The organism is Fictibacillus sp. Mic-4 (assembly GCF_049843615.1).
In the GTDB taxonomy this organism is placed as follows: domain Bacteria; phylum Bacillota; class Bacilli; order Bacillales; family Fictibacillaceae; genus Fictibacillus_A; species Fictibacillus_A gelatini.
Genome location: NZ_JBBHZM010000027.1, coordinates 1 through 11217, shown reverse-complemented (window position 1 = coordinate 11217; position 11217 = coordinate 1). Strand labels below are relative to the sequence as shown.

At 40.7% G+C, this 11217-nt stretch carries 9 protein-coding genes and 3 tRNA genes; all 12 read right to left on the bottom strand.

Going from position 1 to position 11217, the window contains the following annotated elements:
- Positions 1-119: 119 nt before the first annotated feature.
- The 12 genes from WD019_RS15835 to WD019_RS15780 all read right to left on the bottom strand — a co-directional run bounded on the left by WD019_RS15835 (position 120) and on the right by WD019_RS15780 (position 10813).
- A complete protein-coding gene (locus WD019_RS15835) occupies positions 120-1931 on the bottom strand; it encodes a hypothetical protein (RefSeq protein WP_425712120.1) in 1812 nt (603 codons plus the stop codon).
- Between the two features lie 294 nt (positions 1932-2225).
- On the bottom strand, positions 2226-2705 hold the full coding sequence (rlmH, locus tag WD019_RS15830) for a 23S rRNA (pseudouridine(1915)-N(3))-methyltransferase RlmH (protein ID WP_425712119.1): 480 nt from the start codon (positions 2703-2705) through the stop codon (positions 2226-2228).
- 81 nt (positions 2706-2786) lie between these two features.
- Positions 2787-2951 (bottom strand): CxxH/CxxC protein, encoded by a 165-nt coding sequence (locus tag WD019_RS15825; protein ID WP_425712118.1) that lies wholly within the window; start codon positions 2949-2951, stop codon positions 2787-2789.
- 122 nt (positions 2952-3073) lie between these two features.
- Positions 3074-4282 carry a S1C family serine protease gene (locus WD019_RS15820; RefSeq protein WP_026678508.1) on the bottom strand — a complete coding sequence of 403 codons (1209 nt, stop codon included), beginning with the start codon at positions 4280-4282 and terminating at the stop codon, positions 3074-3076.
- A gap of 192 nt (positions 4283-4474) precedes the next feature.
- Complete coding sequence (locus tag WD019_RS15815; RefSeq protein ID WP_026678507.1) at positions 4475-5272, bottom strand: MBL fold metallo-hydrolase; 798 nt, start codon at positions 5270-5272, stop codon at positions 4475-4477.
- Positions 5273-5286: 14 nt separating this feature from the next.
- Entirely contained in the window at positions 5287-6132 is an 846-nt protein-coding gene (locus tag WD019_RS15810; protein ID WP_026678506.1) for a two-component system regulatory protein YycI, read from the bottom strand.
- An 18-nt stretch (positions 6133-6150) separates the two neighbouring features.
- Entirely contained in the window at positions 6151-7506 is a 1356-nt protein-coding gene (locus WD019_RS15805; RefSeq protein ID WP_425712117.1) for a YycH family regulatory protein, read from the bottom strand.
- A gap of 4 nt (positions 7507-7510) precedes the next feature.
- Positions 7511-9334 (bottom strand): cell wall metabolism sensor histidine kinase WalK, encoded by a 1824-nt coding sequence (gene walK, locus WD019_RS15800; RefSeq protein WP_026678504.1) that lies wholly within the window; start codon positions 9332-9334, stop codon positions 7511-7513.
- Positions 9335-9338: 4 nt separating this feature from the next.
- The gene (gene yycF, locus WD019_RS15795; RefSeq protein ID WP_026678503.1) at positions 9339-10043 is read right to left on the bottom strand and encodes a response regulator YycF; all 705 of its coding nucleotides are present in this window, start codon (positions 10041-10043) and stop codon (positions 9339-9341) included.
- A 222-nt stretch (positions 10044-10265) separates the two neighbouring features.
- Positions 10266-10341 (bottom strand) — tRNA-Phe (locus tag WD019_RS15790).
- Positions 10342-10655: 314 nt separating this feature from the next.
- Positions 10656-10731, bottom strand: a tRNA-Asp gene (locus WD019_RS15785).
- 6 nt (positions 10732-10737) lie between these two features.
- Positions 10738-10813, bottom strand: a tRNA-Lys gene (locus tag WD019_RS15780).
- Between the last annotated feature and the right edge of the window lie 404 nt (positions 10814-11217).

Here is an 11217-nt window from a genome sequence, read left to right as displayed (position 1 = left end):
GTCGTTTCTCCATTTTTAAATTTATTATTCCATTCATTTATTATTGGTAAAATAAAGTTAAGTTTTTCTAGCGTAAATTCGTCTTTAGATTTGTAAATTAGTTTAATTATACTTTTCCATCATTTTCCTTTTGGTTTGGTAAATATGTACTGCATATAAGATATGGAATACTTATCCAATCCTACTTCTTTTAAAAAATCTTCATCAACTTCTTTACACGCTATTCTTAATAAAAATGTTACTCTTTTTAATAATTCTTGATTATTCTCAAGTAACTTTTCCTCAAATAAATTAATAAAGTGATCCGAATAAGCTGACAGTAACACTGATACCAAAACTTCATCTTTCCAAAAATAAGGAATGTTTTCATCTTCAATTACTTCTTCTATAAAATTCTTAATGGAATCATCTTCAGTTAAGAGCTTATCAGACACCCATTTTCTGAAACTTCGCCGTATAGGCAGAGATTCCCCAATTTTCTTGAAGAAATCATGGTAATTTTCTTGCCTGATAAATTCAGATTCGATTTTTTTTTCCAAAGCCCACTCTTCGTAAATATCATGGGTAATAAAGTATCCTGCTGTTTCATATCCTAGGATACCATCCTGCACCAAGGAATTAATAATGGTCCATTCATTAAAATTAGGAGAAATAAAAAATTGACCTTCACTTGCTCTTTGAAAAGCAAACTCTATAAAACATTGCTCTCTGATTGGCTTGGATTTTTTTATTAACCTATTCCATAGTTTCTCTTTAAAATTTTGATAATCAATTACTTCGTCATTATTATAAAATCTTAAAAATTCGTTTAAATAAAAAGGGTTTCTGAGTAACTCCAACAGCTTCGTGTCGGTTGGCAAGTTAAAATTATAAGCTTGAGAGCAGCCTATCAGTTCTTCCACGCTCAGGGTTTCAATATAAAATTTGATAGGTTTAACTTGGTACTGGTCAATAAACTGCATGTCCAAATCGGACAAATAATTACTTCTGGCTGTAAATATAATTTTCCATTTATTTTTTATTAAAACAAAGACAAATTCTTTGAATGGGTCTGTGTTTTCTAAATCTAACAACTTTTCAGCTGAATCAATTACGACTAACTTTTTCTCTTCCTCGTTATGAGCTTCAATAAAATCCTGAAAACTATAAACGCCGAACAAATTATTTACATTATTTATTTCGAACTCACTCGCCTTAAAAATATAAAAAGGGGTATTTGTCTTTTGATCTTCGTATAGCCTTTTGATAACTGCCGTTTTTCCAACTCCACCTGCACCAGTTACCATCAAAACTTGTTCATTTTCGATTTCACTAATAATCCTTTCAAGAAGAGCGTTTCTATTTATTTCTATTTTCTTCCCATGGAAGTTTATAGATGTTTGAATATCCTCTAAAATAGACTCGGCATGGGATTGTTTTTCCGATAAGAGTTGAACAATACTCTTTTCAAAACTAAAGAAATGTTGAACAATTAACTCATTTTTTATGGTAACAAACGGTGACTCAAAGAAACTTGCTGTCCTCCATTCAATTTGGAGACCAAGCTCCTTAGCCTTACTTTCAATATCAACTTTTGCTTGGGGATCGTTTTGTCCAGGATTATCAGGATTATGACTTTGCCCCCATTCTTGATTTGTATAGAAAATAATTTTTGTTAAATCTGAATAGTCTCTTTTGCTTTTTATTAAGGTAATTATTAAATCACCTTTATGATCCGACAAAGTTGTTTCATAAAACTTTGCTTGCCATCCTATAACTTCTTTATCTACATAAACTGGATTGGTCTCAATCCCAGATTGATTTTTATACCTAAAAATACCAAACTCTTTTCCAAACTCTACGCAAAATAAAAGGTAACATAGCCATTCAAAGTTATTCTGTGGGTTCTCACTAAACTTTGCTTTAAAAATGTTCCAATTAGGTTTAATCATGGAATACACTCCTTTCATAGGTTAGTACACCATTTCAAAATCTTTTATACAAATTTAACATGACACTTAATAAAAAATCACATATTTAATAAGTTTCATTAAAAGAATAGATCTATTTCTTACAAGAATTATAAAAATAAAAACTTCCCATTATTAAGTATTGTTAAGGGTGATTATATTTCACTTATTAGTGATAGCATGTCAACCTAATTTATTCAGTTAAAATTATGGAAAAAGAATTCCTACTTTTGAAGATACTCTTTTCGACTATTTTTGCTAAAGAAAAAACCCCATTCACTTATGATACGGTTCCCCCCTCATAATCCGAAACGCCCGGTAAATCTGCTCGACCAACACGAGTTTCATCAACTGGTGGGGATATGTAATCTTTCCGAAGGAAAGCTTTTCGTTTGCTCGTTTCATGACGTGGCTGCTCAGGCCGAGAGAACCCCCAATCACAAACGCAACCTTGCTTTTGCCGTAGGTGGCGAGCTGGTCGAGGCCGCGGGCGAGTTCTTCGGATGATTTCATCTTTCCTTCGATCGCCATGGCGATGACGTGCGCGTCTTGCGGGATCTTCGCCAGGATCTTATCGCCTTCCGCTTGCTTTACTTGCTCCATTTCTTGTTCGCTTAAGTTTTCCGGCGCCTTTTCGTCGGCTACTTCAATGACTTCCACTTTCGCATACGGCCCGAGCCGCTTTAAATATTCGTCAATTCCCATCTTTAAATATTTTTCTTTCAGTTTTCCAACCGAGACAATTAAGATATTCACAGGTGGATGACTCCTTTACAAACAACTTATTCACAACACTTATCCACATATACACAGACACTGTCCACATTTTGTGGCGGATCATTCGTTCGATACTTTATATACGGGTGTTTCTTCGCAATATGAACAGCTTGTTGATAACTTATCGTTTTCTGTTAATAACTCTACAACAGGAGCGACTTCACATTCATCAATAATTTCTTCCATTGCAATATCCACATGTGTATGACAACAAAATTTAATCAAAATTCAATTCCCTCACTTATCCACAATTTCTATTCTACGTTTTATTATATTCTAAATTTCAATCGTTGCCGAGCTATGACCTTAAAGATCAAAAAAACAGGAAGGTTCCCCCTCCTGTTTTCCTATGATAATTGTGGTTGCTGTTTTCCAAGTTTTACGGTTGTTGTTTCTTTATGTCCGGCACGATAGTAAGTCACTTTAATCTTATCACCAATATGTGCTTTGTTGTATAAGAACTGGCGAAGTTCAATTTGCGATTTGATTTTCTCGCCATTCAGCTCGGTAATGACGTCAAGTTCCTTCAATCCTGCCTCTTTCGCCGGCCCTTCCACGCTTGTCACGACAACGCCGTCCGTTACTTTATCGGAAAGCTTCAATGTTTGGTGGCGATGGTAGTCGCTGATTTGTGACAGGTCAACAGATGTTACGCCAAGGAATGGACGTTTCACTTCACCGAATTGCTCGAGATCCGCAATAATTGGTCGGGCTAAATCGGATGGAATCGCAAAGCCAATTCCTTCAACCGCTTCACCTGTCCATTTGCTTGAGTTAATGCCGATCACTTGTCCAGCGATATTTAATAGCGCACCGCCGCTGTTGCCCGGGTTAATGGAAGCATCGGTTTGAATGACTTCCGCCTGCCAGTCCGGCTGGTTGTCATCATTAATATCAACAGGAATCGTCCGGTCTACGCTTGAAACGACGCCCTCAGTTACGGAACCGGTAAATCGTCCAAGCGGGTTGCCGATCGCAATAGCCGGCTCGCCTGGCTTCAAGTTTTTCGAGCTGCCGAATTGGGCAACCTTATCTACATATTTCCCGTTAATTTCAATAACGGCCAGGTCTGTCCAAACATCCGCGCCAAGAAGTTTTGCAGGCACTTTCTTTTTATTGCTTAACGTGACCTCAAGCTGATTTGCATCTTCGACCACGTGATTGTTCGTGACGATGTAAGCTTTGCCGCCCGCTTTTTTATAAATGACGCCTGAACCAATGCCAACTTGTTTATTTTCTTGATCCCAGAAGTTGCCTTTCTGGATGTTTGTTACTTCGACTACAGCATCCTGCGCTTTTGCGACTGCATCGGTCACATTGCTTGTGACATTAACATTAACGGATTTTGTCGGCCCTTTATCAACCGCCGCCTGATCCGTTTCCTGGTTGTTGAAATAATCCGGCAAAAGCCCGGCATTGCTCAGGATCGGCAAGCAGATTAACATAATTAAAGCACCGACAATGGCACCGGCCAATGCCGGGAAAAACACGCTTTTCCTTCTTCCTCTGCCCCGTTGGTCATCAGGGCCTGGTTCATATCCATCATAATAGCCCATATATTGTACCCCTTTCTGAAAAATATGCGATTTATCCTTGTGTCACCATTATAATAAAAATCATTTCCAACGCTTAAAATATGGGTGTTTTTTTACATATTTCCACATCTATTGTTATTCCCTAATTGGGGGAGATTAAACTAAAAAGCCGAAGAGAAGGGCTTATTCTCCAAGGCTTTTTAAAGTTAAGTATTAAAGTTTTACAAGCTCTGTCGGTACGCTTGCATCGGTATGATATAACTGAAGCTCTTCGCCAATTACGAACCCTTTACTCTCCAGCGTTTGTTTTACGGAAAGGTGGGCAATATCCTTCATGTTGTTGTCTTTGCTCAGATGGGCTAAATAGATCCGTTTCGTTCGGTCGCCGATCACGTCGCAAAGTGCATGTCCACAATCTTCATTCGATATATGGCCATGATCGCTCAAAATCCGGCGTTTAATGTTCCACGGATACCGTCCCATCATCAACATGTTGATATCGTGATTGGCTTCAATCACAAACGCGTCACTCCCCTTAATGGAGCCTTTCATCCGGTCGCTGACATAACCCGTGTCTGTCATTAACGTCAGCTTTTTTCCTTCGTGGTGAAAAATATAAAACATCGGCTCAGCCGCATCGTGAGAAACACCGAATGACTCGACATCGATGTCCCCGAATGTTTTTACCGAATCCATTTCGAATTCGAATTTTTGTTCAGATGCGACTTCACCAATTAACCCGTCCATTGCTTTCCACGTTTTGGCGTTTGCATAAATCGGGAGTTTATATTTGCGGGCAACGACGCCGAGACCTTTAATATGGTCGCTATGCTCATGGGTGATTAAGATCCCGTCAAGCTGATCCAACCCGCCGCAGCCCGCCTTTTCGAATAATAGATTCATTTGTTTCGCACTTAGACCGACATCGACTAACAGGCGGGTATTTTCCGATTCTACATAAATCGCGTTCCCCGTGCTTCCGCTCGCAAGCACGCTAAACTGCAAAGCCATGATTACATCCCTCTCTATTGTTTTCCCTCTAACTTCTGTACCGAGCTATCAATCGCATTCACTAAATAATGGGCATCTTCCGTTTCAATCGACCATGTCGGGGCATATACCTGCACATCTTCCACGTTGGCAAGGCTATAATACCCGAGGACGATATGCTGAATGGAGTCTCCTTTTACTAAATGATTCGTATTAAGGAGCCGGCCGAGTGCCTTTTTCGGTGAAATGATTTCCTGGGGCGCGCCCTGTCTCATCACACTAATGTACGTCTGGGTAAAGCGAATGAGATTTCCTTTCTCATCTAGCTCACATTTTATTGTACCACTTGGTTGCTCAGCCGTGTTCTTTTCCGCCACAGCGTTTGTTCCAACCATAGGATTTGTATCGACAAAAATTTGCTTGTCCTGGTACATTTGTGAGAACCATACGACATTGTCTTCTTTATCAAATTTAAAAAACTCGTATTCGTCGCCTCTTGAACTATGATCTTTTATAAAGCTTTCTAGTTCATCTATTTTCTTCTCATTACTTTTCGCAAGCCCCAGTGGCTTCTTTAATTCAAAGACGAGGGTATTGCCTTCATCCGTATCGTCTACAAGAATATCTTTCGCCTTGAGCTCCTTCACTTCATCCGTTGTGAACGTATAGCGCTGGCCGCTGATCAATGTCTCTTTTTGATCGTATGCAGGAATTGTCCCTTTGTACGAAATATGCTTGTCCGCCAATTTCTTTTCTAGCGGTTGTTCTACAAGGTTTTGAAGCTTATTTTTGTTCACTTTCATATAAAGCTGATAGCCAAGAAAGAGGTTGAGGACAAGAAAGGTAAGGATAAAAATCGTTTTCGTTCGTTTCCAATCCACTTATACATCTCCTCCCGGCTACTCATCTTTCACAAACAAAGGCTGCCACTCATCGCCCTCGCGTATAAACCATTTTGGCTCAAGCGTGCAAACTTGTCCATTTACCTGGCTCATTTCATATCCAATCCTTACATCTTCTACGAGCGTTAAATCGTATTCGTTTTTTAGCCGGGAAATAACTTCTTTTGCTGACTCGATCGATTGGCCTTTTTTACTTTTATTCACAAGCTCCGTCATCTTCAGCAACGACCGGCTGTATTTATTAATTTCATTATTTTCCCGCGACAGGCGCAATTCCATTTCCGGGCTGAGAACAGGAAGACCTTTCATCTCCAAATGGAAAGTCGCTTCATTGTCCGATAAGCTCGAAAGAAAATAAGAACCGCCCCATCCCGCATGGGTATTGACGAAATTGACGCTGTCAAACAGGACGCTTTTATGATCCATTACGTTTACATCGCCTTCGCCTGTATCTAAAGCAAAATTCGTATAGGTTAAGCGATTGTTGAAAATGTCCATCTCTGATTTATCATCGGTGTAATATTCACGCGAATTCCGGCTTGAGCTTTTAATTGACATTTGATCTTTAAACAGCGCTTTTTTATACCTTTCGATCGTTTCATCTTTAACCGGCGGTGTATAAAAGCTATACGACGCGAACGTAACATGTTCAGTGGGAAAATAAAAGCGCCGGTTAATTACTTCTTCATTTTTATTGTTCAGCCTGGCATCATCGAACTTTGTAAAGGGTACAAGATGTGCCTCATTCATTGCCTTTTTAAAATCTTCGTAGGCAAAACTCGTTCGGGCAACAATCTTTTGCTTTTTCGGATAAGAGACGAGCCATGCCCTGATTTCATTCGTTTTGGTCGTATAAAAATAAACTCTGTCCACATCATCCAACGAATAATTGCCATTTCCGGATAAATTAAAAATTTGGCTGTACACATCAGGCGGCATATTTGCCGGGAATACCATCTCGATGTATTCGCCGTTTTTAAAATCTCTAGTATCATCCGGGTCAAACGTCTTAATTTGCGGATCATAAAACCGTGTGTTTTTTAATTGGCTGACCGCTTTTCGTTCAAATTTCTCGTTGCCGACCACACCTAAAATTTTGTCTCCGGTATGTTTTAAAATTTGGCTCGGCTGAATGACGTCAGTAACGGTTTTCACATCTGGCACTTCGAGTTGTTTTAATGTCCGTGGATTTTCAAGAACTCCATAATTCGGCTTATACGTCCAGAGTGTCCATGTCAAAATCAAACTGAGTAAAATCAACACAGTAAGGAGAACGGATTTAATGTTTTCCCTGTTTTTATAGATTTTTTTTACAACGTTTTTGAATGAATGAAAAAAATTCAAGCCTGACATAGCTCTAACCCTCCTTCACTTTTTTCAAAGGCAGGGTAAAATGAATGGTTGTTCCTTGTCCCCACTCGCTTTCAGCCCAAATTTCGCCGCCATGCACTTGCACAATTTCCCTGGCGATCGCAAGGCCTAATCCTGTGCCGCCAAGATCCCTTGAGCGGGCCCGGTCGACACGGTAGAAACGGTCAAATATTTTCGACACGTTGTTTTTCGGAATTCCTACCCCCTGGTCGGATATGCTGACTTTAATTTTTCGTCCTTTAAGCGACACGTCAAACGTAATCGTACCGCCTTCTGGTGAATATTTAATGGCATTGGAAATGACATTATCGAGCACCTGGGTCATTTTATCAGGGTCGATTTGAACCATAATTTTACGTTCAGGCAAGTTGCGGACGAATTGAATATGTTCGTGCTGGAGCATTTCAAACCGATCAATGATGTCGCTAAGAAATTGAACCAATTCAACCTGGATAAAATCAAAACGGTAATCCTTGCTGTCCATTTTTGACAACTGCAAGAGATCAGTGACAAGCCTGATCATCCGCTCGGTTTCATTTTGAGTCACTTCTAAAAAGCGCGGTGCGATCGTTTCATCCCGCCACGCTCCATCTGCAAGCGCCTCAAGATAGCTTTTCATTGTCGTCAACGGTGTTCTCAGTTCGTGCGAGACGTTAAAGACAAATTCCCGCCGTTCATTTTCAATTTGTTCCTGTTCGGTCACATCATGAAGCACTGTAATTAAGCCATTGGCTGGTCCGCCTTCTTTCTGGACGATCGAGAAATTAGCCCGAAGCACATAATGCATATCTTCCGTGCTTAAATCGAGCAGCATCGTTTCATATTCATTAAACAGTTCTTCCCAAGTGTACTGATCATTAATTCGGAGCAAATCAACCAATGATGTACCGAGGGCATGCTGGCGTGAGACGTTCAACATTTCTTCCGCCCGGTTGTTCATGAGAATGACGTGTCCGTCCTGGTCGGTCGCAATAACACCGTCGGTCATATACGTTAAAACGGACTTTAGCTTTCTTCGTTCGCCTTCGGTAATGGCGGTCGCATCTTGAAGGCGGGTGGTGAGATCATTAAATGTCATCGCAAGCTGGCCAATTTCATCGTCGCCATATACTTGCACCTTTCGCGAAAAGTCGCCCCGGGCCATCACTAGCGCCTGCTTACGCATATCCGCCATCGGCCGGGTAATTGTCCTTGCAAGGAATATGCCGAGAAGGGCGGTGATGACTAAGGCGATAACCGTCCCCGTCGTCAAAATTTGATTGATGTTTCGAATTTGTTTATAAATATCTTCAATCGGCATTTCGATGTAAATGGCCCCGATCGTTTTGCCATCCTTGCCGATTTTGATCGGTTTTGCCGTCACGTACACCCGCTCATTGTTCTTTGGATCATACATTTCGTCCGGGTCTTCCGTGCCTTGAAGGGCAAGCTTGATTTTACTGTTCGTGCTGTATTGCCCGATCAGGCTTTCTTTATTGCTTCCGATCACGATCCCATCTTTATTCAAGACCTGGATGTTGTTGACGCCGCTTTTAAACTCTTCTAAGAGCTGGTTAATGTCTTTTTCAAGCGTTGTCGGAGTTTCTTTGCTTTCCTCTTTATCCTTTTGATCTTCTGTCATTTTTTGCTCAATAAAAAACTCCAATTGCTCTAAACGGGAATTCGTTGAATTTCTGAAATTCGTATATAGATCCCGCTCGAGCCTTTGGGTGAAGTATACGCTAATGACTTGCATCGCTATTAAAATAAGCAAAACATAGATCAATACAAATTTGACATGTATTGATCTAAAAAATCCAACTTTATTCATTTATCTACTCCTGATCAGGATTTCGCAAATAATACCCGACGCCGCGTCTTGTAATGATCCATAGCGGATGGCTTGGGTTGTCTTCGACTTTTTCACGGAGACGGCGGACAGTGACGTCAACGGTGCGCACATCGCCGAAATAATCATAGCCCCATACGGTTTGGAGCAAGTGCTCCCGTGTCATCACTTGCCCGATATGTTTAGCAAGATAGTAAAGCAGCTCAAATTCGCGATGCGTCAATTCAATCGTTTCGCCCCTCTTTGTAACAAGGTAGGCATCCGGGTGGATGGTGAGAGATCCGATCGAAATTTCGTTGCTGTCATCGTCCTCGCGTTCCACTTCCTGTTGCTGTCTTCTTAAGTTGGCTTTGACCCGGGCGATCAGTTCGCGCGTGCTGAATGGTTTCGTCACATAATCGTCCGCTCCGAGTTCAAGCCCGAGCACTTTATCAATCTCAGAGTCTTTTGCCGTCAACATGATGATCGGCATATCATATTTTTTGCGAACTTCCCGGCACACTTCCATTCCGTCTTTTAACGGAAGCATAATATCAAGCAAGATCATATCCGGCTTCTCGTTCTCGACCTTTTCAAGGGCATCGACCCCGTCATGGGCACAAATGACATTGAACCCTTCTTTTTCAAGATTGAACTGTATAATATCTGCAATCGGTTTTTCATCATCGACAACCAATATCTTTTTTTCCACAAAAGCTTCCCCCTTTTGGAAACTCTACATTTATTTTTATCTATCTGTCTGATTGTTATAAAATTGCATTTTAATACAATTCTATTTTATCATACAAAACACCTTTCTCCCTAATGGATAAAACTCTCAATTTCGACAAAGATTTAGATTATACAAAAGAGCATACTGGATAGATCCAGCATGCTCTGCCAAATGTAACTATGAAGGTATTGAAAAGTAAAATGGTGGCTCGAGACGGAATCGAACCGCCGACACGAGGATTTTCAGTCCTCTGCTCTACCGACTGAGCTATCGAGCCAATATTAAAAGGCGCTTTTTAGTAATTTAAAGGTCCTTACAAAGTCCTCTGTCCCTTCCTCTACTAGCTTTTGCTTTGTAGCCGGCTGCGTCGGGACAACTCGCAGTTATTCATGATGTGTTGCTCGTTGCTCTACCGACTGAGCTATCGAGCCAAGATGATTTAACTGTCCGTCGGAACCTGTCTCTTCCTCTACAAGAGTATCAAAGAAGTGGATCCGTCGAGACAACTCGCCGCTTATTCACGAAGTAATGCTCGTGACTGAGCTATCGAGCCAATATTAATTTCAAGTGTTCAAGTTTAAATATAGTAAATGGCGGACCCGACCGGGATCGAACCGGCGATCTCCTGCGTGACAGGCAGGCATGTTAACCACTACACCACGGATCCATTGAATGGTGAGCCATGAAGGACTCGAACCTTCGACCCTCTGATTAAAAGTCAGATGCTCTACCGACTGAGCTAATGGCTCAAAGAAGTAATTCAAGGAAGACGCTCACTCGGTTACCCTGTCTCTTCCTCTACTTGTATTGCTTCGCTGCAAGCTGTGTCGAGACAACTCGAAGCTTTTTCGTGATGATTTGCTCGTGACTGAGCTAACGGCTCAAATCAATTATGTAATAATTGAATTTGTCATTTTTTCACGACAAGAGTTATCATATCATTGCTTAGCATTTTTGACAAGTCATTTTTTAATTTTTTTGTTTGAAGTTTACGCCTATCTTTAAACTTGCTTCACTTCTTTCATAGAAGCTGGAGAACCTCTGTTCAATCAATGTTCCTTCATAAAGGCACCTTTAACGTTTTTATAAAATGCCTATTATCAACATTTTTTGGACAACATATAGTACTCCCACTATGTCCTTTAGGCATGTT

Bases quoted from the DNA above. Each gene is read 5' to 3' on its own strand.
- WD019_RS15835 (WP_425712120.1), bottom strand. From the start codon at position 1,931: ATGATTAAACCTAATTGGAACATTTTTAAAGCAAAGTTTAGTGAGAAC.
- WD019_RS15820 (WP_026678508.1), bottom strand. From the start codon at position 4,282: ATGGGCTATTATGATGGATATGAACCAGGCCCTGATGACCAACGGGGC.
- WD019_RS15815 (WP_026678507.1), bottom strand. From the start codon at position 5,272: ATGGCTTTGCAGTTTAGCGTGCTTGCGAGCGGAAGCACGGGGAACGCG.
- WD019_RS15805 (WP_425712117.1), bottom strand. From the start codon at position 7,506: ATGTCAGGCTTGAATTTTTTTCATTCATTCAAAAACGTTGTAAAAAAA.
- walK (WP_026678504.1), bottom strand. From the start codon at position 9,334: ATGAATAAAGTTGGATTTTTTAGATCAATACATGTCAAATTTGTATTG.